Source organism: Pedobacter sp. (assembly GCF_041662865.1).
GTDB lineage: Bacteria > Bacteroidota > Bacteroidia > Sphingobacteriales > Sphingobacteriaceae > Pedobacter.
In genome coordinates this window covers 84,022-109,876 of record NZ_JBAZRL010000001.1, presented here as the reverse complement: position 1 = coordinate 109,876, position 25,855 = coordinate 84,022, and the positions used below count along the sequence as shown (strand labels likewise).

Genomic DNA, 25,855 nt, shown 5'->3' with positions numbered 1-25,855 from the left:
CTGTAAGTACGAGCTTAAGCGTGTACTTCTTTAGTTTCTGAATCTGTATTTCTAATTTTCGTCATATAACCAATACCTGGTTGTACGTTGATTTCTTCTAAAACGTAGTACGTACGTTCACTACGCAATAATTTCGATACTTCTGAATTTGGATCGTTTTTATCACCGAAGATAATCGCGTTAGCTGAACAAGCTTGTTGACAAGCCATTTTGATATCTCCGTCTTTTAGTGCACGTTTTTCCATTTTAGCTGTTAATTTACCAGCTTGGATACGTTGAATACACATAGAGCATTTCTCCATTACCCCACGAGAACGTGTAGTAACATCTGGATTTAATACTAATTGTGTAAACTCATTGTTTAAGTAGTTATCGAAACGTGAATCATTCCAGTAGTTAAACCAGTTGAAACGACGAACTTTGTATGGACAGTTGTTTGCGCAATAACGTGTACCTACGCAACGGTTGTAAGCCATGTGGTTTAAACCATCTGATGAGTGTACAGTTGCTAATACCGGACAAACTGTTTCGCAAGGTGCGTGATCACAGTGTTGGCATAACATTGGTTGATGAACAACTGAAACATTATCTAAATTGCTCATGTGAGCGATTTCTTTTTCTTCAGTTACATTTTCACCTGTTTTCTCATCGTTAAAGCTGTAGTAACGATCGATACGCAACCAGTGCATTTCTCTACGTCTACGAACTTCATCTTTACCAACAACAGGAATGTTATTTTCTACGTTACATGCAACAATACAAGAACCACAACCAGTACACGCATTCAAATCGATTGCCATTACCCAGTCGTTACCTAATTTCTCGTATTTATCTGTTGTCCATAAATCGTAAACTTTATGTTTATGGTGATTACCAGAACCAGCAGCTGGATCTTTTAAGTAATCCTTTAAACTCGCTTCGCGAATAATATTTCTACCTTCAAATGAATAGTGCGTTTGTGTTTGCGCTAATTCATCTGTCATTCCAGTTCCTGTTAATTTAACAGTAGTAGCATATTTTAATGTACCGTTGTTAAAACTTACAAAAGGGAAAGCGTTTTTACCAACATTATCACCAGCCTTACCAACTTTAGTACGTCCGTAACCTAAAGCTACAGAAGCCGTACCCATTGCCTGACCTGGTTGAATTAATACAGGCAAATCAATTGATGTTCCTTTTTCATCCTTAATTGTTACTACATCAAATTCTTTGTAACCAGATGCTTCAGCTTGTTTAGGCGAAATCGCTAAATAGTTATCCCAAGTTACTTTAGAAACTGGATCAGGTAATTCTTGTAAGAATGCATTGTTAGCATGTTTTCCATCACGCATCGGAATGCTTTCGTATACATGTAATTCTAACGTATCTTTTCCGTTTCCTTTAGCTAAAGCTTTGCTGCTATTTGCAATTGAAGTAGCAACTGCATCTAAAGAAAGAGCGAAATTATAAGCTCCAACAGATTTTGCAGGGGCAATAACTACACCGCTTTGCAATACATCGTTCCAAGTTTTACCTACAGTAGGTAAAATGTTTTTCTCCCAATTGTTACGTACATATTGGTAGTAATCTTGAACAGCTCCATCAGACCAGATTAATAAACTTTGCTCTGCTTGACGTGAGTTAAATACAGGATTGATGGTTGGTTGTACTATAGAATAGAAACCTTCGTATGTATTTGCATCACCCCATGATTCTAAATAGTTAGGTGTAATGGCAATAACATCACAGTTATCTGAAGTTTCATCAACTCTGTCTGAGAAAGAAACTTTCAATGCTACTTTAGCTAATGCATCTGTAAATGCTTTTGAATTAGTTGCATCGTAAACAGGGTTTGAATTTAAGAAGAATACCGCGGCAACTTCGCCTCTGTTCATTTCATTAATCAATTCTGCAAATTCTGAATCATTACCTTCGTAACGTTTATTCGCATTATCTAAATCGATAGTAGTACCATAACTACCAATAGCGGAGTTAATTGCATTTACTAACGTTTGAGTAGAAACATCATTAGAACCAGAAACTACTAGAGATTTTCCTTTGTTCTGAAGTAGTTCTTTAGCAACCAATTTTAAAGCTTTATCGGCATTGGTGTTATTACCCAATGTTCCGCCAGCCAAATTGCTTCCTGTAATTGCATTATATAAGGTAATTAAAGCTGGACCTTCTTCAGATAATTTAATCGGAATACGTGTATCAGCGTTAGTACCTGTTAAGCTCATACCAGTTTCAAACTGAAAGTGGCGAGACATTTTACCTTTTTCTAACGATTTATGATTTCTGTTAGAAACATATTGAGCAGTAAATTCTTCTCCGCTAATCCAAGTTCCTAAGAAATCGGCAGCGAAACTTACAATTAAGTCTGCTTTATCAAAGTTATATTTTGGCAATACTGCTTTACCAAAGCTGTTTTCATTTGCTTTGATGATACCTGTATAAGATACCGCATCGTATTGTACATGTTTTGTAGTAGGGTATTTAGCCGCAAAATCTGTAACAACTGCTTTAGCCGATGGGCTATTTAAGCTAGATGAAACAATGCGAATTTTTTTACCTGAAGCTTGCGCTTTGTTTAATTCACCTTTTACAAACTCATCTAATTTACTCCAAGTTGTTTCTGCTTTTTTAAGCAAAGGTGCTTTTAATTTAGATACATCGTACAAATCTAATACAGAAGCCTGAGCTTGTGCATCTGTACCTGTACTAAATATGCCAGCATTTGGATTAACCTCTATTTTAATTGGTCTACCAACTACTGTTTTAACCAATACGCTTTGACCTTTAAAAGTCGAAACATAATAGTTAGGGATACCTGGCACAACTTCTTCCGGTCTAATTAAATACGGAATTGATTTATGTACAGGTGTTGTTTGACAAGCTGCTAAGGTTACCGCACCTAAACCAAAACCTAAGGCTTTTAAAAAGTCGCGGCGTGGGGTAACGGTACTTAATCCTGCTTCACTTAAAACATCTTCTATTGGAAGTGGCTCTGCAAATTCGTTTTTGTTGTTTTCAACAAAATCGGGAGTGTTTTTAAGCTCCTCTAAGCCTTTCCAGTATTTTTTATTGCTTTCCATTTAAGCTCTATTACTGTTTATCGAACGTTCTTTACTAAACTCTATTAATTAATAATGGCATTTACCACACTCTAAACCACCTAACATGGCTGGAGTAATTTTTTCGCCTTTTTTAATTTTCTCATGCGCTGCTATAATGTTCGCATAGAAAGCATCATTTTTCTTACCAGAGATATCTGCATCTTTATGGCAATTGATACACCATTTCATAGTTAATGGAGAATACTGATAAATTTCTTCCATTGTATTAACTGGACCATGGCAAGCGAAACATACTGGGTCTTTTGGATTAATGCCTTTTTCTTTACGAATTGCTGCTTCTCCAACTACTACGTGTTGTGAGTGATTGAAATAAGCAAAATCTGGCAAGTTGTGAACACGAACCCACTCGATTGGTTTTTCCTTAGTTTTATCGTAAGTCTGTTTATCAGCATCGTAACCTAAAGCATTGTATATTTTCTGAATTTCTGGAGAAATCTGGCCATCATCCTTTCTAGCTTGTACGTTTTTATGACAGTTCATACAAACGTTAAGCGAAGGAATAGTAGAGTTCTTTGATTTAAATGCACCAGAGTGACAATACTGACAATCGATTTGATTGATACCAGCATGTAATTCGTGTGAGAATTTAATTGGTTGTACAGGTTGATAACCTGTGTGTACACCTGTTTCCCACATGCCCATCCAACCGAATGAACCTAATACAATGATTAAGCACAATACAAAGAAGGCAACAAATTTTTTGTTTTTGAATAATGTTCTAACCCCTGTAGCAAGAGATACATTTTCTTCTTCAACAATGTCGATACCTTGTTTTTGTAGAATTAAACGCTCTAACATTTTTACTGCACGGCCTAAAACCACCAATACAATAATAGATAGGATAATGATGGCAATTACACCAACGATTGAAAGACTTGAAGTGCCTTCGTCTTTAACAGCCGCACCTACTTCTGCAACTTTTTTAGGCTCTCCTGCTTTTGCATAAGCGATGATGTTTTTAATTTCTTCATCTTTTAACGTAGGGAAAGCAGTCATCTCTGAAGGAGAAAACTTTGCAGCCTCTATAGCTTGTGCATTTCCAGAAGCCCTTAAAGCAACGTTGTTTTTAATCCACGCAATTAAAAAGGTTTCATCAAGTTCATTCACTTTTGGAGTAAGTGCTGGACCTGTTACATCATGATCTAGCGCATGGCACGAAGCACACTTTGCTTTGAATAATGTTCTACCAGCTACTACATCTTGCGCCTGTGTTACAGTTACAATTAAAAAAGATAAAGACGCAAAAACAAATGCCGACTTCCAAACTTTCTTAAAAATTAATGAGATATTCCTCATAATGAGTATTTTATGCTTTTTTTTGAAATAAATTTTAAATCTAGATGATGATTTGACTTAGCCATTCAGAAAGATTTGAACAAAAGTAAAATTTATTAAGATACCAATGACATATTAATGACACTGAAATACAATTTATAATCATTCTAAATTATTGCATTTTCTGCTTTAAAAGATAAAAAATCAGCAATTTTTAAAATACTGCTGATTCTCTTAAGCTTATCTTTTCGAAAAAAATTTGGAGATATGATAATAAGTAAATACCCTGTTTATTTGCTAGCCGCAGATGCGCAGATTTTATTTTTTCATGTACATGAAACATAATCGATTGTCATCCTGAGCCTGTCGAAGGATCTGCACTAAGGTCTTCCACAAACTCGAACTAATATGAATTTAAATTCTCATCTCCTTATCAGCGGCAAAAAAGTTTGCACCTTTCATGTACCCATTAAATAGCCACAGATTAACAGATTATGCATTTATGGAATTTATTTAACATCCTTTTCTAATCTGTTCATTTGTGGCTCAAAAATTATATTTTCTCAATCTGCTAATCAGCGGCAAAAACTTACATTTTCAATATCCACGCAAAAATCAATGGCGCTACAATTGTAGCATCCGATTCTACGATAAATTTAGGTGTATGGATATCTAATTTACCCCAAGTGATTTTCTCATTTGGCACTGCACCTGAATAAGAACCATACGAAGTTGTAGAATCAGATATCTGACAGAAATAACTCCAGAAGGGAATATTCTCCATTTCCATATCTTGATATAGCATAGGCACTACACAAATCGGGAAATCTCCAGCTATACCGCCACCAATTTGGAAAAAGCCAATGCCTTTGCCAGCAGAGTTTGCGATATACCAATCTGCTAAATAACCCATATATTCAATACCACTTTTCATGGTAGTTGCTTTTAATTCATTTTTCATCACATAAGATGCGAAGATATTTCCCATCGTTGAGTCTTCCCATCCTGGAACCACGATTGGTAAATTCTTTTCGGCAGCTGCCAACATCCATGAATTTTTAGGATCAATTTCATAGTATTGCTCTAAATCTCCACTCAACAACATTTTGTACATAAACTCATGTGGAAAATAGCGCTCGCCTGAAGCCTCAGCATCTTTCCAAATTTTGTGAATGTGTTTTTGTAAACGACGAAATGCTTCCTCTTCTGGAATACAAGTATCGGTTACACGGTTATAATGGTTTTCTAATAAATCCCATTCATCTTGTGCACTTAAATCACGGTAGTTAGGAACGCGTTTATAATGCGAGTGCGCAACAAGGTTCATAATATCTTCCTCTAAGTTTGCACCTGTACAAGAAATAATAGCCACTTTATCTTGTCTAATCATTTCTGCCAAAGAAATACCCAATTCTGCTGTACTCATTGCACCTGCAAGGGTAATCATCATTTTTCCACCTTCATCTAAATGGGTTTCGTAACCTTTAGCTGCATCCATCATTGCCGCAGCGTTAAAATGAAGATAGTTAGTCTCCATAAATTTCGATATCGGTCCTCTTGTCGTACTCATCTGTATATTTTTATTGTTTGCTGCAAAAGTACATATTTTAGGTTAACTGTAAAATGGACTATTGCTTACTCGTTCACAAACATTCAGTTTAACTAATAGTTAGATTATGATATTTTATGTCAGCTTTAATACCCTTCTAATTCGGTATTTAGTCGGAGTTTGTTCGGATATATCACCAAAACTCCGAACAAACTCCGAACGAACTCCGAACGAACTCCGAAGAAGCTCCGAAGAAGAACTTAATTTTAGTCATTTAACTATTAGTTAATATGGAGATGGCTAGATACTTATTAAACAATAAATCCTTTACTTTGTACCGATGAAAAAAATCTGCCTCTTTTTGCTTTTGGCGCTAACTACTCAATCACTTTTTGCGCAAAAAAAACTAATACAAAAATTATTATCCAACGAAAAAGACACCACTCGTAAAGCTAGTTTTATGCCTATACCCGTATTGGGCTATGCACAAGAAACAGGGTTTGAATTTGGCTTAGGTGCACTTTATTCTTTTTATATGGATAGAAAAGATACCACAAACCGGAGCTCTAATTTCTCGGGCACGGCTTCTTACTCTACTAAAAAGACATATAACTTAACACTAAAAGGTGATGCTTGGACAAAAGGCAATCGCTATCATTTTATTGGCGAAGTAAGGTTTAAAAAAACACCTTTCAATTTTTACGGCATAGGGAATGACACTCAAAAAAGTGATGAAGACAAGTTGGTGCAACAACAAATAAAAATCTTATTAGATGCGGAAAAAACGTTTATTAAAAATGCCTATACCGGACTTTCTTTAGGGTTTGAAAATTATAGTTTTACTGATAAAATGACAGGTGGAATTTACAGTTCATCACCTATTTTATACGATAGAGCTGGTGGTTCGGTCGTTTATGTTGGTTTATCTCAAAGTTACGATACTAGAAATTCTAATAATTATCCAACAAGGGGCTTTTTTGGTAGAATAACCTATCAATATGCGCCTGATGTTTTTGGTGGCAGCCATTTTACAGGTAGTCAAATAAAAGTAAATGTGCGTAATTTTTGGTCGTTGGCCCAAAAAGTAGTTTTAGGCGTACAGGGCTTGTACCATACTGTGCAGGGTACACAAACACCTTTTTACTTGTTGCCGCAGTTGGGTAACGACGAAATTATGCGTGGTTATTATACTGGGCGCTATCGTGATGAAAACTTACTGACAGCCCAAGCAGAATTGCGCTACCGCTTTATGAACAGGTTTGGCATCGTTGCCTTTGCTGGCGGAGGAAAAGTTTTCTCCAATGGCAATTTATCTCTCGATGATTTAAAACCTAATTATGGTGTGGGTGGACGGTATTTCTTTGATACTGCTAAAGGATTAAGTGTTCGCTTAGATTATGGTGTTGGAGAGAAAAAAGCAAATGAAAAGCGTCAGAGTGGTTTTTATATTAGTTTAGCAGAGGCATTTTAATATGGTATTTATATAAAAGAAAGTGTCCTTAATTAGTCAAAAAGTAATATTTACCCGTATTGTCATTTTTCATATTGAAGAAAACTGGATCATTACCATATCCCTTAAAAACTTCTGATTTTAATCTGCTATTTTCTCCGATACTTGTAAATGTTCCGTATTGAGCATATAAAGTAGCTGTATCTCCTTCAAAAAAAAGAAAAAGTTCAAATCCTGAATTAAAACCTGAATAGTCTGGTGAAATATAATTTTGCGGGATTTTTTTAGATTCATATTTCCCATATGTAAAATATGTTTTGCCATCATAATCCACGCGAGTTACAATATGTTGTTTATCAGGCGACTTAAAATATGTATACTTATACTTAGGAAACAAATTTATAGTTATTATGATTAGTGCAACAAAAAAAACCACTATTATGCATTGGAAAAGTATTTTTACCATATTTAAATGACTTGGATTTTTTGATTAAATTGAAGATATTGTTTTAAATGAAATCTATATACCAATTGAATCAATAATTTTAAAGAAAAGCAACATTCTATACCCATATAAACACACCAAGAACAACAGCATGATTACTAAAGATCCAATAACTGATCGAATTATAGACGCTTTATAAAATCTCCTTGATGCAAAAAAACAATACACTCCAAAAATGATCCAAGCTGTTAATGCACTGACCAAATCATAGGTGCTATCGTAATTACCTTTTACAAAGAAATAGTAATAGGGATTTGTGATGCAGGAACCAATAAAAGTGTAGAACAACAATAAGAAGGCGAACAGATATGTACTAAAGATTAAATGCTCTGATAGATACCTCCTTTTGTATACCAAAACACCACCAATTGCAAGTAAAGGGATGAAAAGCGCTAAAAAGGCTTTCGATTCTATCCCCATCTTTTGGTTAAAGATTGTGGCAACAACTTTAAACTTTTCGTTTGTAGGAGCAACCTGATTTATAATTTCTTTAGTATGAAATTCAGTAAATGGATAAAAATTATAAAAGCTAGTTAATGGAGTAGAAAAAAGGTTATTTTGCCCAATTAGCAAGAAATAAAAGATATTACAGACAAAGAACAAAGCAAATGGGCGCATAAAAGGCACTCTTTTACCTCGACAAAAGTCTAATGCCAGCAAACCTGGTTTAGTAATTAAAAGTTCAACCGATTTAAAGAACTTATTATCGAAATGGGTAATCCCTTCAATCGATTCTTCAGCATAGTGTTTCAACGCTAAATCATGAAGCTCAAATCTTTTCTCGCCACAAACGCTACAATAATTTCCAGTTAATACTGATCCGCAAGAAATGCATTCGGTTTTATTTTCGACAGTAGGGTTAACTGTTGTTTTGTGGCGCATGAGTTTAGATTTATAACTAATTTCGATATTTATCTATACTAAAGCAAATGAAATTCCATGTGTAATCTATTAATTTAAAGTCGGTTATATCATACTACTCTATAAATCAAAAATATTTCTCAATTTAGGTCTTCGCATCATACTGTGCCTTTAATACTTGGTTTATGAAAAAATTAGTGTTGCTTCTCTTACTTCCCTTTTCTGTTTTCGCTCAAAAATTTACTGCTACAGAAATTGCCGCTTATCAAGCACAAGCTAAAAAAGTAACTATTATACGAGATAATTGGGGAATTCCACATGTATATGGTAAAACAGATGCCGATGCTGTTTTCGGTTTATTGTATGCACAATGTGAAGATGATTTTAAAAGAGTTGAGCTTAATTATGTAGAAAAATTAGGCAGGTTAGCTGAAATTAATGGAGAAAGAAGTCTTTTTAATGACCTGCAAATTCGTTTATTAATAGATTCGACTGAGGCTATAGCTGATTATCAAAAAGCACAACCTTGGCTTAAGAAATTATTGGATGCCTATGCCGCTGGCGTTAATTATTATTTGTATAAAAACCCACAAGTTAGACCTGCATTATTGCAACGGTTTAAACCTTGGTATGCCTTATTATGGACTGATGGCAGTATTGGTGCAATAAACACGGCTGATTTAACACTAGAAGAACTTAAGAAATTTTATACTGGCGACCATTCTCCAACTGCTTATGTTCCGGTTATAAAAGACCAACATAGTGGATCAAATGGATTTGCTTTTGCACCATCCATGACTGAATCTGGGAATGCAATTTTGTATATCAACCCACATACTACATTTTATTTTAGACCGGAAGTGCAAATGCAAAGTGAAGAGGGTTTGAATGCATATGGTGCTGTAACGTGGGGTCAGTTTTTCGTATACCAAGGTTTTAACGAGCATTGCGGTTGGATGCACACGTCTAACAATGTAGATATTGCCGATATGTATGCCGAAAAAATAAGTAAAACGGATAAAGGATTAGTTTACGAATACAATAAAAAGAAAGTCCCAGTTGTGGAGAAAAAAATAACTATCCGCTACCGCGACGGGGCTACTTTAAAAACCAAAAGCTTTACTACTTATTTCACTAATAATGGTCCTGTTATGGCGATAAGAGACGGTAAATGGATTAGTTTAAAATCTAAGAATAGAAACACCCAAAGTTTAGTACAAAGTTGGGTGCGTACCAAAGCCAAAAGCTTTAGTGATTATCAGAAAGCCATGGACTTAAAAGCGAATGCTTCTAACAATACGGTTTATGCAGATGCACAAGGAAACATCGCCTATTGGCATGGGAATTTTATTCCAATACGAGACGCAACATACAATTGGAGTGAGGTAGTAGATGGTTCTACATCCGCCACTGCTTGGAAAGGTTTACACCAAGTGAAAGATATGGTTCATGTGTACAATCCGCCTAATGGTTGGTTGCAAAACTGTAATTCTACACCATTTAGTTCGGCAGGGAAAAATAGTCCGATTAAAGCAAATTACCCAACTTACATGGCTCCAGATGGAGAGAATTTTAGAGGAGTTGCAGCAGTTAAATTGTTGAGTAGACCTATAAAGTACACTTTGGACAAAGTGATTGCTACTGGCTACGATAGTTATATGCCTGGTTTTGAAGTGCTAATTCCGGCTTTATTAAAAGCGTATGCCCAATTACCACAAAGTGATCCGCTATTAGAAGAATTGAAAGCGCCAATTTCCATTTTAAAAGAATGGGATTATAGATCGGGAGAAAATTCTGAAGCTACTACTTTAGCAAGTGAATGGGCTCCACGATTAAATTCGTCCATACGTAAAGTGTACATTAATCCAGGAGATATGGATCAGGTAGAGGCTACTAAAGAATTTGCCAAAGTAGCCAGACCAAATGAATTATTAGATCCGTTAAAAGCTACGCTCGCCGATTTAACCAAACGCTTTGGTAAATGGCAAATTGCATGGGGAGAAGTGAATCGCTTTCAGCGGTTAACTGGTGCTGTTACCGAAAAATATGATGATAATTCGCCTAGCATCCCAGTAGGTTTTGGTTCAGCGATGTGGGGTCAATTGGGTTCTTTTGTAAGTACTACTTTTAGAACCAACAAACGTTATGGTTATAGTGGCAATAGCTTTGTTTGTGCTGTTGAGTTTGGTAAAAGAATTAAAGCAAAATCTATTTTAGCTGGTGGGAATAGTGGAGATCCAACGTCAAAACATTTTAACGATCAGGCTTTAATGTATAGTAAAGGACAATTTAAAGATGTGTTGTTTTATAAGGAAGATGTGCTAAAACATATAGAGCGGAGTTACCAACCTGGTGAATAAGTGGTTTTTAGCCGCAGAGGCGCAGATTTATGTTTTTCTAATTTATTTGTCATCCGATAGCTATCGGATCCGACTTCGAAGGAATCTCTTAATAAGTAAGAAGTTATTCGCTATGCTATGAATGACAAAAGAAATATTATTTATAAACGCTACCCAAAGGTTCAGTTACTGTAAATGTTTTGAGGAGGGCATTATATTCAATCTTGTCACCACTTATTTTATACCCTTCTGGAGTTGTTAAAGTTCCTGCATGAATAGTCATTATATTAGAACTTTTATCTACGGTAACTACTTTGGCAATATATGAAAACTTACCAATATTTGATTTCACTTTACCACTTACGACCAAGGTTTTATCCATTATCGTATACATTTGTAAAGAATCATTATCTGCCTTTAATTTAGTGACTAACTCGTATGCATCAGAATTTACTTGGATAGTACTGCCTGGGGTTTTATTAGTGATGTATGTCCCTTTTTTCACATCATAAATGATATACTTTTCTGCAACCTCAATTCCCCCTTTTAATTTAAGTTGGGCGTTCTTTGCTGTTAACCTTTCATTTCTTTTATCAAATGCAATTTCTTCGCCCTTTAACCTATTTTCTCCTATTGAGATTACCGCATTCTTAAGATAAGAAACATCGTATTTTGTATCAACGCTTATATTTGATGAAGAGATGATTACTGGTTTGGGGTAAACTGTGGCAGCTACACTTTCTCCTTTTTGGCCATCTTTAGACGTTGTACTCGCTTTTTTATTCAATGGCTGGTTTTGATTTGGTTTAGGAGGCGATTGTAATGTTTCACCATTCAACTGCGATTCTATTTCTTTATCTGTTTTTAGAAATTCTTTATAATGCAGTATTCCATTAACTATTGCTTCAGCCAATTCATTTTGCTTAGCTTCATTGGTAATGGTTTTTAAATCTTGTTCATTCGTTAAATAGCCCATCTCCAATACCAACCCTGCTGCATTAGAATTTTGTAATAGAAATAATTTCTTTTGAATTGGTTTATTGCCTGTTTTAATACCATCTACAGTTTTTAGATTTTGATATAAACCATAAGTCATGCTAGTTGATTTAAACCAATTTAGCTTTTTATCTGAAGTTGGCGTATACATTTCTATTCCATTCCTTGAGCCATTCGTCTTAATCGGTTCGCTATTTACATGAATAGAAAGCAAGAAATCTCCTTGTGGTTTTAATCTGTCGGCTAAGCTTATTTTTTCATCGCTATTACGAGTAGTTACCACTTTAATCCCTTTAGCTTCTGCCAAAGCTTTAATCTTTTTTGTAAATGTTAAGGTGATATCTTTTTCTTTATATCCCTTCATTTCGGCACCGCTTTCTTTACCTCCATGGCCGGCATCCAATATTAAAGTAAATTCATTTCCAGTTGCTGTTTTAACTTTAGGAAATACATCAACAACATCTACCGTAAAGCCCCATAACAATCCCAATCCAATTGGCAATGCTAACAAGTACATAAATTTTTTCATGTTTTTAGATTTTGAATTAAACAACATTTTTATTCTTTCTTTAATAGGGCTTTTCACAAAGTTGTGAATGAGCGGCATTGTATTTTTGCTGACAGCTAATTTTAATAATAGATGAGCATAGTGTTCTGTTCCAACGTTTAAGGATGTGGCCTCATCTGCCTCGTACTCATGTGTCTGTTCTAATGCTTTATCGTATAAATAAATTATCGGATTAAACCATAACACTGCTTTAGCTAGCATTAACAGAATTTTATCTATCGAGTGAAGTTGCTTAGCGTGTACCTCTTCGTGCCGCAGTAAAACCTGTAATTCAGTTTCTGTTAAACTATTTTGATCGATAAAAACATAATTAAAAAAGGAACAATTGGTAAACCCTACACTTTTAGCTACCAATTTTAGTCCATTTACTTCATGTGCTTTTGTTCTAGTGTGCTTGTACAATTGAAATAAGCGCCATGCAGCTACCGCTAACAAACCAACAACAATAGCAGTATATAGGTATGGTAGCAAACCATACCAATCGAACGGTTCAACCTCTACATCTCCAGTTCCTGCGCCAACAACAATTGGTGTGGTAAAAGCAGCTCCTCCTAAGTCTACATTTTGCAAAACAGTAGGTTGTTCAATTGCAGTGCTTTGTGCAACTTCTCTTTCTATGGTAAACTGCAATGCAGGAATAATAAAACTCAGTACTAAACTGCCTAGCAAATAAAATCGATTAATCTTAAAAAAGGTCAGTTTCCTTAAAACTAATAGATAAAATGCAAAGAATAAAGCTGTGCAAGCGCTTACTTTTAAGAGGTAGGTGAACCATTCCATAGGTAGTGTTTTAGTTAGATTTTAATTCAAGAACTCCATCGTATTTACCTACAAGGTCTGGATATAATGTAGCAAACTTAGTACTCCCTTTTTCACAAGCTGAAACCATGTTATACTTTTCAATCATTACTTTTTTAAGTCCTGCAGCTTGACTTTCAGTGTAAGGAACTCCGTCTACATAAATCATCACTCTTCCATTTCTAGGAAGTTCAATAGCAGCGGAACTGCCTTTTGCCGTTTTTATTACTGCTACATCATGTGCTTCACCACTTCTTCCTATTTCTGTATATCTTTCATAATACACTTCTTCTTCCGTACTTGCTTTTCTACTTCTAACAGCTATAGGTTGCTCTGTTACTGCCGCTAAAACTTGGGTACCTCTTACTCCGGTTACTCTAGCATTCGTTGAAGTGATGCCTTGCACACCTGTTGTTGTTACCGCACCATGATCCCAATTTATTTGCATATTATTAGTGCCAGCAACTGTAACACCAGTTAATCTATCAACAGCTGGTCTTACCTCTGTAATTACTCCTCCATTAACAGAGATAGCATTTAATCTTTCAACACCAGCTACTCTTCCATTTATCGCTTGTACTCCGGTTACTGTAACAGCAACATCACCTCTTTTCTCAGTAACTCTTACCACATTACCGGCCACAACAGCATTTTCTCTAGCTTTTATCTGCACACCGCTAACTTTAATTGGTACTTCTTTTACTTCTAGAGGTACGGTTCTACCTACTATTTTTACTTCTTTTACTTCGGTTTCTTTCGATTGAGCATAAACCACATTTACTGCGAAGCCCCAAACTAATACTAAACCTATTGGCATTGCCAATACATACCTAAATTTTTTCATGTCTTTTGATTTTGAATTGTATAACATTTTTATTCTTTCTTTTAATGGACTTTTCACGAAGTTGTGAATGAGTGGCATATTCCCCCTAGCTACTGCTAGCTTTAATAAAAGGGTAGCATAAGGTGCCGTCCCAAAATCTTGAGACGTCACCTCATCCGCTTCATATTCGTGTGTTTGCTCTAATGCTTTATCATATAAGTAGATGATCGGGTTAAACCATAATATGGCTTTTGTAATCATCAGCAAAAGCTTATCAAATGAGTGGTATTGTTTGGCATGTACTTCTTCATGTTTCAATAAAAGCTCTAATTCTTTATCTGTTAAGCTATTTTGATCTATAAAAACATAGTTGAAAAAAGAGCAGTTGGTAAATCCATTCGTTTTGGATACTAATTTTAGCCCATTGATTTCACGAGTTGGTCGTCTTGTAAAGCTTAGCAATTGAAACAAGCGCCATGCAGTGATTAGTAATAAACCTATCACAAGTATTTTATAGGTTGAAATTAATAAGAATTGCCAATCTAAACGTTGAGTTACTATTGGAGTGGCAACTTGAGTACCGCCCGCAATTGGAGTTTCCTGTTGGAAAATCACACGGTTAACGATTTCAGGAGCTGCTCGTTCTACTTTAAAATTTAACGTTGGAATAATAAAGCTTAACAATAATGCTGAAAGCAAATAAAAACGATTGGCTTTAAAAAAGGTTAATTTGCGTAAAAACAGCAGGTAAAATGCAAAGAACAACCCAGAGCATACGCTTACTTTAAAAAGATAGATGAGCCATTCCATACTTATGATTTTTTATTAATTAAAGCTTTTAATTCTTCGATATCACTTTGGCTCAATTTTTCTTCTTTTACCATAAATGATAATAGACTTGTTGGCGAATTATCGAAATAACCCGAAAATAGTTTGGAGAAAGTAGTTTTGGTATAGTCTTCTTTACTGATAGCTGGAAAATACTCATAGGTTTTGCCATACGCTTTATAGCTTACATACCCTTTCTTTTCTAAAAGCCTAACAATTGACGAAATGGTATTGTATGGTGGTTTGGGTTCCTCCTCCAATTCGTCGATGATATCTTTTACAAATGCAGTTTGCAGTTTCCATAAAACTTGCATAATGCGTTCTTCTGCCTTAGTTAATTCTTCCATAGACTAAAGCTATAACTTAATTTTCAGTTATACAACTAAAAAATACGTTATAACAGCTAAAGAATTGATTATTAGCATAATAATTTTAAACCTAAGGTTATTCGCTTACGCTCTCAATGATAAATGGGAGATGATATCCGATAAATAAGATGCGATAATTGCCTTAGCCGCAGATGCGCAGATTAAAATGATCTAAAGAAATAATCTGCGTATCAGCGCCTAAAATTTCGGTCGATGAGACACTAAACGATAAATAAATTAAGTAAACCTTCCTATGCTTTCTATGTTCCTATGTGGTAAAAGGATTAAAACTTAATCTTGAAGTGTTCTTTGGCTTGTCCTTTTTTGAAGTAAACTAAGCCTATCCAAAATAAATCGATGGTAATGGCAACTTGAGGATGATTTTTAATTTCTTCCCAGGCTTCTTTCATGCCTTTACTCCAATAAATATCATCAAAAATGAGCAGTGAATTTTCATGGATTTTTGGCAAACACCAGTTAAAGTAATTCAGCGTTGCTTCTTTGGTATGGTTACCGTCTATATACACAAAGTCTAATTTTTCAGCTTCGTTTATCGCCTTTGGCAAGAGATCATTAAAATTACCAACTTGTAATTCGATGTTGTTTAAACCTAGCTCGTTAAAGTTTTGATACGCTACTGCAGCAGTTTCTGGACAACCTTCTATAGTTAATATAGCTGCATCTGGTACTGCTTTCGCTAAATATGCAGTTGTAATTCCTAGACAAGTGCCCAACTCAATCACGTTTTGTGGGTGTTGATTTACAACTAAACGGTAAATCAACTGTGCTAAACGTGGGTTTTTTAGTGCATTCTTTGCTATTTGGCTTACTTTCTTTGTGCGATTTTTATTCAGGTGTGAGCCTGCGCCCAAATCAGTTACGGTGATTAATCTATCGTCATTTAAAAGTTTTTTTCGCTGGTCTTCAATGCTGTTGTATACTTTTTTTGCAGAAAAGTCGTAAATTACCTCATCAGTAAGCTTATAAACAAAGGGCGAATGCGTACCGTGTCTACTTTTAGCGGTAAAACGATGTTGAAGATAATCGACAAAGAATTGAAAAACCATAAGCGCAAAAATAAGCAAACAGAAAATTGTAATTTGCATTTTTAATGGAAAATCTTGCGGAAATAGATGCTTTAGTTAAATTATTAGATGATCCTGATGAGGAAATCTATCAGCATGTGCAACAGCGCCTCTTAAGCTACGGCAATGAGGTAATTACGTATTTAGAAAGTGCTTGGGAGCAATCTTTAGACACTTTATTGCAAGAACGAATTGAAAATATTGTCCACACCATCCAGTTTAATAACGTTAAAGAAGATCTTAATTTATGGTATCAAAGTGGTGCATTTGATTTATTGCAGGGTGCTTTAATTATCAATCGCTATCAGTATCCAGATTTAGATGAGCAAGCTATTATTAATCAGATTGAAGAAATTAAGCGAGAAATTTGGGTGGGTTTACAATATGAAATGAGTTCTATTGAAAAGATTAAACTCATTAATCATGTTTTTTATAATCAGTATGGATTTGGTGGCAATACCAAAAATCATCACGATCCACAAAATTCGTACTTAAATCAGGTTTTAGAAAGTAAAAAAGGAAATCAAATATCCTTAGCCATTATTTATGCTACGTTAGCTCAAAAATTAGATATTCCGGTTTATGGAGTGAATTTACCTCAGCATTTTATTTTAGGTTACATTGATGAGAGCAATGCTGAAAAAGAATATGGGGTGCTTTTTTATATTAATGCATTTAATAAAGGTGCCATTTTTGGGAAACACGATGTAGATCAGTTTTTACGTCAACTGAATTTAGAGCCGCAACCTGGATTTTATTCGCCTTGTAGCAACACTGAAATCATCCGTCGCATTATTCGTAATCTTATTTCGGCATACGAAAATTTGGGTGCTGCAGAAAAAGTAGAAGAATTAAAAGAATTGCAGGATATTTTATCGGAGTAGGCTATTGCTTTAATAAGTCCTGAAAAGCAGTAATAAATGTTAACACGTTGGATAATGTATCTGGATCCGCAATTTCTAATTGATCGTTAATCTTCCCTTTTATTCCTTTGATAAGCAAAGTTGTATCCTCATTAAATCTGGTTTCGAGTGTTTGCATAATTAATTGCAATTCTTCACTTGCCTTATCCCCAGAAGCTGATGCCGTAATTAAGCCGACTGGTTTTTGAGAAAAGACCGTTGTAGAAACACACCATTCAATTGCATTCTTTAAACTTCCTGGTAAGCTAAAAACGTATTCAGGTGTGCAAATCAATATGCCGTCTGCTCCAGCAATTTTTTCCCGAAAGCTGACTACACTTTCTGGTGGATGGTCATTGTCAAGGTCTGGATTAAAATGTGGTAGACTTGAAATCTCATCAAAAATGGTAAAATCGAAAATCTCTTTGGATAGTGCTTCTATTTTAGCAACTAACTTAAGGTTGGATGAATTTGCTCTTGTACTTCCAATAATTGCTAATATTTTCTTTTTAGCAGTCACAGTTTACTCCGACAATAGGTTATTGCTCCGCATCCAATTTTTCATTGTTTCAAACCAATTTTCTTTTGTTGTGGTATTATTTAAACCAAAACCATGTCCGCCTGCTTGGTAAATGTGCATTTCTGATGAAACTTTATTTTTTGCTAAAGCTTCATCATACGCTAAACTATTTTTAACTGGTACTGAACCATCGTTATTAGCGTGCACTAAAAATGTTGGTGGAGTTTGTGCATTGACATGAAGTTCGGCAGAGAAATAACGTCTTTGAGCATCTGTAGGTTGATCACCTAATAAATTTTTAACTGAGCCAGCGTGAGTATAACTTCCAAAATTAATTACAGGATAGATTAACAAAGAGAAATTTGGTTTTAAACTGATATTCTCTTGATTTTGAACTTTCATGTCGTTGTAATGAACACTTAAACTAGCCGCTAAATGTCCACCAGCAGAAAAACCCATTACGCCTATTTTAGCGGGGTTTATGCCCCATACATTTGCATTTTTACGCACTAAATAAATAGCTTGCATCGCATCTTGTAATGGCCCCATCGATTTATCATCCATAATTAAATCATTGGGCAAACGGTATTTTAACACAAAAGCTGTTATTCCTACTTCGTTGAATTTTTTAGCGACTTTATTCCCTTCTTTATCAATGGCTAATATTCCATATCCACCGCCTGGACAAATAATTACTGCCGTACCATTTGGTTTAGCAGGAATATAGGCTATTAACGATGGATCTGTGACTTTACTAACTCTCGTTACGCCATCTGCACCTGTTACTGAGGTTTCTTTATATTCCGCAGGTGGAGTCTTTGCTCCTGGAATTGCACCGTTATAAAGTGGAATAACTTGTTGAGCGTTTACTTCCATTACTATAAAAAGAGAAAATACAAAAATGAATAGTCGTTTCATCGGATGATTTTATTACAGTTTAAAAGTATCAAAAATTGTTTAATTGCCCTTATAATTTAAAACTCCATTAAATATGCTTTCAAAAATTCGTTTATGTCTCCATCAAGCACTGCTTGGGGATTTGATGTTTGATAATTAGTTCGATGATCTTTTACACGTCTATCATCCAACACATAGCTTCTAATTTGCGAACCCCATTCAATTTTCTTTTTAGAACCTTCAATTAAAGCTGTTTCTTCATCACGTTTGCGTTGCTCTATTTCATACAATTGTGATTTTAGCAAACGCAACGCATTTTCCTTGTTCTGTAATTGAGATCTAGATTCTTGATTTTTAATGATGATACCAGAAGGCTTATGGTATAAACGAACCGCGGTTTCTACTTTATTTACGTTTTGTCCACCTGCACCACCGGCCCTAAACGTTTCGAATTCTACATCTGCAGGATTGATGTCAATTTGTATCGTATCATCCACTAATGGATACACATAAACGGACGCAAATGAAGTATGACGACGAGCATTTGAATCAAATGGAGAAATTCGTACCAAACGGTGTACTCCGTTTTCTCCTTTTAGGTAACCGTAGGCAAACTCGCCTTCAATTTCAATCGTTACCGACTTAATACCTGCAACCTCTCCTTCTTGATAATCTTGCTCTTTCACTTTATAGCCGTTTTTCTCCGCCCACATTAAATACATCCGCATGAGCATGTATGCCCAATCGCAACTTTCTGTGCCGCCTGCCCCTGCTGTAATTTGAACTACAGCATTTAATGAATCTTGTTTGGTTTTGAGCATGTTCTTCAACTCCAAATCTTCAACAGCTTTTAAACTTATATCAAATTGCTCTTGAAGTTCTTGTTCAGTAGCATCGCCACTTTGAAAAAATTCATACAGCACTTCCACATCTTCTACAGCAGCATTGGCTTTTTGCCAACCATCTGTCCAGATTTTCTTTGCATTAATTTCCGCAATATGTTTTTCTGCTTTTTTAGGGTCGTCCCAAAAATTGGGTTGCAAGGTTAGTTCTTGCTCAATACGAATATCTTCTAGTCGGTTTTCAACGTCAAAGATACCTCCTCAGCGACGTTACTCTGTCCCTTAAATCCTGAATTAATTCTTTAGTCATATAGCAAATATAGAAAAACTGATGCTCAAAGACTAAAGCTGCAAGCCAATAACAAAATAAACTTACGTTATAAAGTGCTATTTTTTCTTGATCGTCAAATCAAATGTCATGTCACACAAGCTTTTACTCCTCGCGTAAATTCACTTTCATAAATTAGTTATCCCTTTCTAAAAACGACGATTTTTCTTCCATAAACATCACAAACTATCACTTCATCATTCGGACCAATTGTTACTCCGACGGCAAGTTGAAACTGCCCTTCTCCAATTTTTTCTTGTACATCACCATTTTCATCTGTTTTAATAATGTAACTTGAAGTTGCGATATATAAATTGTCGCCTTTGGCCTTAATGGCATAATAAGAATTCTTATTTGTAAACGTGCTTAAATATTTTCCTGTTTTATCAAAAACTTGTATCCTACTATTTCTGGTGTCACTAACATAAATTTTATTCTTGAAATAACAAATTCCAAAAGGAGCATCAAAGTCTCCGGCAGCCGTTCCCTGTTTCCCAAATTTCAATAACAGATTTCCGTTCTGGTCATATTTTTTGATTCGGTGATTTACCCCGTCAACAATCCAAATATTTTGTTCATCATCTATAGTTAGCTCTTCTATATTGCCGAAGTTACTGTCTCCAGTACCATAAGTACCCCATTCTCTAATGAGCTGCTTATTGGAATTGAATAATTGAACATACGTTTGGCTTTGTGTTCTGGTTGCAACATAATTTCCATTGGTAAAAAACGCCATTGCTCTCGCTCCAGAGCCACTATAAAACTGTTCTAAAAAAGCTCCTGTAGAACTAAATTTCAAAACTCTATTTGCGCCTTCGTCACTCACATATATATTACCATTAGCATCTGAAGTAATGTGCATTGCAAAATTAAACTGTGATGCCCCAGAGCCTTCTGATCCAAAAGCCAAATATTTGTAATAGTTTAACCCAGAGGTATAACCAAAATCTGCATCACTAAACCTACTAAAGGAAGTTGCACCATTAAATGTTCTTACTTTATAAAAGTTTTTAGTTAAGGGCTTAGCAATTGCTGCATCATCAAAAGTAGTATCAGACAGTTCTTTTAATAAAACGTATTTCTGCGTTGTCTCATTGAATTTGTAGAGTTGATACTTTTGAGCAAGTGGCATAGGCGTCCAAGAAACATTGATTTTAGTGCCAAATAACCCTTTGGTAGCTTTGAAATTTATTGGCCTGTCAACATCTAATGTGTCTATTATCTTGACTGTATCCCTAAGTGTCTTAGTTTCTATGTCCTTTTGAATTTCCTTAGCACAAGAACTCAAAGTAAATAAATAGATGACAAGGCAACATAGGCCTGCGAGTGAAAGCGTTTTAGACATTAAGCGATTTTTTTGCAATATAAGTTTAAATAATAATTTCTTTTAAAAACTAGTTGAATTATTGATGGTGTGAATTTTTATATAGTCAGTAGTATTTATTTTTAAATTAAATACTACAACAACTTTGAACTTATCATCAAGATTAATGTTTTGTATTTGTAGATTTACATTAATAAATATTCAGTTATGCTTCCAAAAATAGATTTTACTACTACTTCTGCCTATAAATATTTAGCAGATCACTTTATAGACATCAACGAAACCAACTTAAAAAGTTTATTTACTGGAGATGAAGAACGGTTTAAAAAGTTTTCCATTTTATTAGAGGATATTTTAGTTGATTTTTCTAAGAATAGAATTAACGATACCACATTAACCTTACTCATTCAATTAGCTCGCGAATGCAAATTAGATGATGCGATAAAAGCGATGTTTAGTGGTGATAAAATTAATGAAACTGAGGGTAGACCAGTTTTACATATCGCCCTGCGCAACCAAAGTAATAAACCTATTTTGGTGGATGGTAAAGATGTAATGCCTGATGTAAATGCCGTTTTAACCAAAATGGAAAAATTCAGCAATGCCATTATTTCTGAGGAATGGAAAGGCTATACTGGCAAAGCAATTACAGACATTGTAAACATTGGGATAGGTGGCTCAGATTTAGGTCCAGTAATGGTTACCGAAGCATTAAAGGCTTACAAAACACGTTTAAATTTGCATTTTGTTTCTAATATTGATGGAACTCATTTGGCAGAAACTTTAAAAAGCGTAAATCCTGAAACGACTTTATTTTTAGTGGCATCTAAAACTTTTACCACACAAGAAACCATGACTAATGCGCATAGTGCAAGAGAATGGTTTTTAAACAGTGGCGCTAAAACTGAAGATATTGCTAAGCATTTTGCTGCACTTAGTACAAATGCGAAGGATGTTGCTGCTTTTGGAATTGACACTGAAAACATGTTCGAGTTTTGGGATTGGGTTGGTGGTCGTTATTCATTATGGAGCGCCATTGGACTTTCTATTTCGTTAGGTATAGGTTTCGATAATTTTAAGCAGTTATTAGCTGGTGCACATGCTAGCGATCAACATTTTGAAACTACACCATTTGAGCAAAACATTCCTGTAATTTTAGGCTTATTAGGAGTTTGGTATATTAACTTTTTCAATGCAGAAACGCATGCCATTTTACCATATGATCAATATTTGCATCGCTTTGCGGCTTATTTTCAACAAGGAGATATGGAAAGCAATGGCAAGCATGTAGATAGGAATGGAAACGCAGTAGATTATGAAACAGGTCCGGTAATTTGGGGTGAACCAGGAACAAATGGTCAGCATGCTTTTTATCAATTAATCCACCAAGGTACTCGTTTAATTCCTTGCGATTTCATTGCACCAGCGCATAGCTTAAATCCATTGGGCGATCATCATGCTATTTTATTATCTAATTTCTTCGCCCAAACTGAAGCTTTAATGAACGGCAAAAGTGAAGAAGAAGTGATAAAAGAATTGAAAGAGTCCGGAAAGTCCGAAAGTCAAATAAAAGAATTAGCGCCATTTAAAGTATTTGATGGCAACAGACCTACTAATTCAATTTTATTAAAAAAAGTAACCCCATATAGTTTAGGGAGTTTAATTGCGTTGTACGAACACAAGATATTTGTACAAGGCATTATTTGGAACATTTTCAGCTTTGACCAATGGGGAGTTGAATTAGGCAAACAATTGGCACAGAAAATACAACCAGAATTAAAAGATAATCAATCTGTTACTACGCATGATTCATCTACAAATGGATTAATAAATTTGTATAAAAGCTGGAGATAAAGATGGTTCATTAACCTCTATTCGATAAATAGGCTTTTCTATACTGTCGTCATTCCCAACTCGATTGGGAATCGTAATGCAATAGGAGGCTTTTTTATACATTACGGTTCCCGTTTTCACGGGAATGACGAGCATAATGGAAACTACTACGGACTAACTTTTTCAAATCGCCATTTAGTTGAAAATAAATCAATTAAGTGGCGATTTTTCTTTATACAATAATTTATACATAAATTTCTTAAGCGCAGGCAACCTTTATTAATTATCTACCGTAATTGCTAATAACTGAACTAATCTAGATTGAATTCATTTTGTTGACACCTGAACTAATTAATGGCTGTATAAAAAAAGACCGACGAAGTCAGAAAGGACTTTATCGGCTTTACTATGGTTATGCCATGAGGATTTGTTTACGTTATGCAAAAAATAAAGATGAAGCTGTTGAAATGGTAAATGATGGTTTTATGAAGGTTTTTATGAATATCCATCGATACGATAGAGAGCGTTCCTTTAAAACTTGGTTAAGTACACTAATGATTAATACATCTATTGACTATTACAGAAGTCGCATAAAAAAAATAGAAATGGAAGAACTAAATGATAAACACGAAGTGGAAGATAGTGAAAACATTCTCTCCCATTTAAATTATAATGATCTTATAAAGTTAGTTCAAAAACTATCTCACGCTTATAGAACAGTTTTCAATTTATTTGCCATAGATGGCTATTCGCATGAAGAAATTTCGAGTATGCTATCCATTTCAGTGGGCACTTCAAAATCTAACTTATTTAAAGCTAGAGAAAATTTAAAAAAGATGATAGCCGAAACACCTGAGCACAGCAAACAAAAAATTAATTATTAAGAAATGAAAGAGTTGAATGATGAAGACTTTGATCAAGCCTTTAAAACTAGGATAACTGAAGAGTATCTTGAGTTTGAGGAAGAATCATGGTTGAAGATGGAGAAGAAGTTGCGAAAAAGAGAACGACTGGTTTTTTATAGAAATGCCAGCATCATATTGCTTTTTCTTTCATTTGGGTTAGGATTTTATTTAACTAACCGCAAAGACAATGATAAAAATGATGTTATTGCAGTAAAGAAACAAGAAACTAAAAAAGTTGAAGATTTAGAAGGAAAATCAGTTCCAGCAGGACAAGAAGAAATAAAAATTGCTAAAAATGAAAATAATGAAGTCGTTAATGCAACTGATAAATCTGTAAAATATGCCAATGCTGCAACGGCTTTACATTTCAACAGCGCATTTATGCAAACAAATGCGCAAAATGCTATTGCCAAACCCATTGATAGTTCTACTGCACAAAAAACACTAGCAATTGTAAAAGCAAAAGAAGCTGTTAACATACCTCAGCAACAAATGACCAACAAAGTTGAAGAATCAGTTATTGCACAAGTTACTCCTGAAGTTAACAATTTAGATGCAAGCGATAATACTGATACCAAGGTTAAAAAGTCAATTAAAGTTAAACGCAAAATCCCATTTAGTTTAGCCATAAGTGCTGGTCCAGATTTTAGTTCTACCAATGCTCTTGTTGGTGGCAAAAGTGGTTTATCACTTGGTATTGGAGTTGGCGTGGGTTTAACAAAAAAACTAAGCGTACAGACTGGCTTAGTTTATGGTTCAAAAAACTATACAGCTAGTGGATACAATTACACGTTTAATAACCCTGCAACTGCTGCTACTATTGCACAAATTAATGCCGCATGTAAGGTTTTAGAGATTCCTTTAAGAGCTTCATATAACATATGGGACAATCAAAAACGCAGTATTAACCTTAATGCAGGTTTATCAAGTTATTTGATGCTAAAAGAAAATTATGTTTTCAAATATACTGTTGCATCTGGCCGAAAAGATAGAATTACCGAGAAAACAAATGCTAATCAGCACTTTTTAAGTGTGATAGATTTATCTGCTACGTATAATATCAAATTAAATAAAAAATTGGGTTTCGGTATCGAGCCTTATGTTAAAATTCCTTTAAGTGGAATTGGAGAAGGTGACGTGCCTTTAAAATCTAGTGGTGTATCCTTAAAACTGAGTTATGATTTCAATAAAAAACAGTAGTCTAATTTTATTGTTGCTACTTTATTTCGCATTTATAATTTCTGCAAGCGCACAAACTTATGTTGGAAAAAATATTAAAACAAACATTTTTTCATCCACCCCTGTGGAAGATATCAAAGCAGCTAGTACTACCGGAACGGCAGTAATAGTAGTGCAAACTCAAGAATTAGCTGTTCAAGTTCCCATTAAAAGTTTGGAATTTGATAAAAAAATGATGCAGGAACACTTTAATGAAAACTACATGGAAAGTGAAAAATATCCTGTGGCCAAATTTAAAGGAACAATCGAGCCAAAAATAGACTGGAAAAAAGATGGTGAATATCCTGTTTTTGCCAAAGGTGTACTTACTGTTCATGGTGTAGACAAACCTAGAACAATTGCTGGAAGAATTAGCATTAAGAATGGAACTCCAACATTGAGCTCAACCTTCGATGTAGCCTGTGCTGCACATGAAATTAAAATTCCGAGTCTAGTTTTTACCAAAATTGCTGAAATAATCAAAGTAACCATTCAAGGCACATTAAACCTTCTAAATAAGTAATT

20 protein-coding genes are annotated in these 25,855 nt (G+C 34.9%); 7 read left to right on the top strand and 13 right to left on the bottom strand.

Annotated elements, in window-relative coordinates; all coding sequences use genetic code 11:
- Positions 1 to 14 precede the first annotated feature (14 nt).
- From WC622_RS00475 to WC622_RS00465, 3 genes are all read right to left on the bottom strand, one after another.
- Positions 15 to 3,074, bottom strand: coding sequence for a TAT-variant-translocated molybdopterin oxidoreductase (locus WC622_RS00475; RefSeq protein ID WP_372816216.1), 3,060 nt, complete (start codon positions 3,072 to 3,074; stop codon positions 15 to 17).
- Between the two features lie 48 nt (positions 3,075 to 3,122).
- Complete coding sequence (locus tag WC622_RS00470) at positions 3,123 to 4,412, bottom strand: c-type cytochrome (RefSeq protein WP_372816214.1); 1,290 nt, start codon at positions 4,410 to 4,412, stop codon at positions 3,123 to 3,125.
- Positions 4,413 to 4,980: 568 nt separating this feature from the next.
- The gene (locus WC622_RS00465; protein WP_372816212.1) at positions 4,981 to 5,961 is read right to left on the bottom strand and encodes a deoxyhypusine synthase family protein; all 981 of its coding nucleotides are present in this window, start codon (positions 5,959 to 5,961) and stop codon (positions 4,981 to 4,983) included.
- 319 nt (positions 5,962 to 6,280) lie between these two features.
- Here WC622_RS00465 and WC622_RS00460 point away from each other — a divergent pair, with 319 nt between their 5' ends.
- The gene (locus tag WC622_RS00460) at positions 6,281 to 7,411 is read left to right on the top strand and encodes a BamA/TamA family outer membrane protein (RefSeq protein WP_372816210.1); all 1,131 of its coding nucleotides are present in this window, start codon (positions 6,281 to 6,283) and stop codon (positions 7,409 to 7,411) included.
- Between the two features lie 28 nt (positions 7,412 to 7,439).
- On the opposite strand, the gene WC622_RS00455 is transcribed toward WC622_RS00460, so the two are convergent.
- Positions 7,440 to 7,787 carry a hypothetical protein gene (locus tag WC622_RS00455; RefSeq protein ID WP_372816208.1) on the bottom strand — a complete coding sequence of 116 codons (348 nt, stop codon included), beginning with the start codon at positions 7,785 to 7,787 and terminating at the stop codon, positions 7,440 to 7,442.
- Between the two features lie 123 nt (positions 7,788 to 7,910).
- Positions 7,911 to 8,777 carry a DUF3667 domain-containing protein gene (locus WC622_RS00450; protein ID WP_372816206.1) on the bottom strand — a complete coding sequence of 289 codons (867 nt, stop codon included), beginning with the start codon at positions 8,775 to 8,777 and terminating at the stop codon, positions 7,911 to 7,913.
- 164 nt (positions 8,778 to 8,941) lie between these two features.
- Between WC622_RS00450 and WC622_RS00445 the strand changes: the two genes are divergently transcribed.
- Positions 8,942 to 11,116, top strand: a complete 2,175-nt coding sequence (locus tag WC622_RS00445) for a penicillin acylase family protein (protein ID WP_372816204.1) — start codon at positions 8,942 to 8,944, stop codon at positions 11,114 to 11,116.
- Positions 11,117 to 11,252: 136 nt separating this feature from the next.
- Here the strand turns inward: WC622_RS00445 and WC622_RS00440 are convergent, their stop codons facing one another.
- The 4 genes from WC622_RS00440 to WC622_RS00425 form a co-directional block, all read right to left on the bottom strand.
- Positions 11,253 to 13,439 (bottom strand): N-acetylmuramoyl-L-alanine amidase, encoded by a 2,187-nt coding sequence (locus WC622_RS00440; RefSeq protein WP_372816202.1) that lies wholly within the window; start codon positions 13,437 to 13,439, stop codon positions 11,253 to 11,255.
- Between the two features lie 10 nt (positions 13,440 to 13,449).
- On the bottom strand, positions 13,450 to 15,090 hold the full coding sequence (locus tag WC622_RS00435) for a M56 family metallopeptidase (protein ID WP_372816200.1): 1,641 nt from the start codon (positions 15,088 to 15,090) through the stop codon (positions 13,450 to 13,452).
- Positions 15,091 to 15,092: 2 nt separating this feature from the next.
- Positions 15,093 to 15,455 (bottom strand): BlaI/MecI/CopY family transcriptional regulator, encoded by a 363-nt coding sequence (locus tag WC622_RS00430; RefSeq protein WP_372816198.1) that lies wholly within the window; start codon positions 15,453 to 15,455, stop codon positions 15,093 to 15,095.
- Between the two features lie 305 nt (positions 15,456 to 15,760).
- Complete coding sequence (locus WC622_RS00425; RefSeq protein ID WP_372816196.1) at positions 15,761 to 16,543, bottom strand: O-methyltransferase; 783 nt, start codon at positions 16,541 to 16,543, stop codon at positions 15,761 to 15,763.
- A 44-nt stretch (positions 16,544 to 16,587) separates the two neighbouring features.
- Between WC622_RS00425 and WC622_RS00420 the strand changes: the two genes are divergently transcribed.
- Positions 16,588 to 17,445 (top strand): transglutaminase-like domain-containing protein, encoded by an 858-nt coding sequence (locus WC622_RS00420; protein ID WP_372816194.1) that lies wholly within the window; start codon positions 16,588 to 16,590, stop codon positions 17,443 to 17,445.
- Between the two features lies 1 nt (position 17,446).
- On the opposite strand, the gene WC622_RS00415 is transcribed toward WC622_RS00420, so the two are convergent.
- From WC622_RS00415 to WC622_RS00400, 4 genes are all read right to left on the bottom strand, one after another.
- The gene (locus WC622_RS00415; RefSeq protein ID WP_372816192.1) at positions 17,447 to 17,983 is read right to left on the bottom strand and encodes an NADPH-dependent FMN reductase; all 537 of its coding nucleotides are present in this window, start codon (positions 17,981 to 17,983) and stop codon (positions 17,447 to 17,449) included.
- Between the two features lie 3 nt (positions 17,984 to 17,986).
- Positions 17,987 to 18,901, bottom strand: coding sequence for an alpha/beta hydrolase (locus WC622_RS00410; RefSeq protein WP_372816190.1), 915 nt, complete (start codon positions 18,899 to 18,901; stop codon positions 17,987 to 17,989).
- Positions 18,902 to 18,957: 56 nt separating this feature from the next.
- Positions 18,958 to 20,032 (bottom strand): peptide chain release factor 2 gene (gene prfB, locus WC622_RS00405; RefSeq protein ID WP_372816188.1). Its coding sequence is split into 2 segments (ribosomal slippage): positions 18,958 to 19,971 and positions 19,973 to 20,032, totalling 1,074 coding nucleotides; the frame shifts between segments, so codons are not numbered across the junction.
- 157 nt (positions 20,033 to 20,189) lie between these two features.
- Positions 20,190 to 21,395, bottom strand: coding sequence for a hypothetical protein (locus tag WC622_RS00400; RefSeq protein ID WP_372816186.1), 1,206 nt, complete (start codon positions 21,393 to 21,395; stop codon positions 20,190 to 20,192).
- Positions 21,396 to 21,581: 186 nt separating this feature from the next.
- Between WC622_RS00400 and pgi the strand changes: the two genes are divergently transcribed.
- The 4 genes from pgi to WC622_RS00380 all read left to right on the top strand — a co-directional run bounded on the left by pgi (position 21,582) and on the right by WC622_RS00380 (position 25,853).
- The gene (gene pgi, locus WC622_RS00395) at positions 21,582 to 23,228 is read left to right on the top strand and encodes a glucose-6-phosphate isomerase (RefSeq protein ID WP_372816184.1); all 1,647 of its coding nucleotides are present in this window, start codon (positions 21,582 to 21,584) and stop codon (positions 23,226 to 23,228) included.
- 398 nt (positions 23,229 to 23,626) lie between these two features.
- On the top strand, positions 23,627 to 24,091 hold the full coding sequence (locus tag WC622_RS00390) for an RNA polymerase sigma factor (protein ID WP_372816182.1): 465 nt from the start codon (positions 23,627 to 23,629) through the stop codon (positions 24,089 to 24,091).
- A gap of 3 nt (positions 24,092 to 24,094) precedes the next feature.
- Entirely contained in the window at positions 24,095 to 25,312 is a 1,218-nt protein-coding gene (locus WC622_RS00385) for an outer membrane beta-barrel protein (protein WP_372816180.1), read from the top strand.
- Positions 25,290 to 25,853: a YceI family protein gene (locus WC622_RS00380; RefSeq protein WP_372816178.1), complete on the top strand. Its 564-nt coding sequence runs from the start codon at positions 25,290 to 25,292 to the stop codon at positions 25,851 to 25,853. Before WC622_RS00385 ends, WC622_RS00380 begins: the two co-directional genes overlap by 23 nt.
- The last annotated feature ends 2 nt before the right edge of the window (positions 25,854 to 25,855 follow it).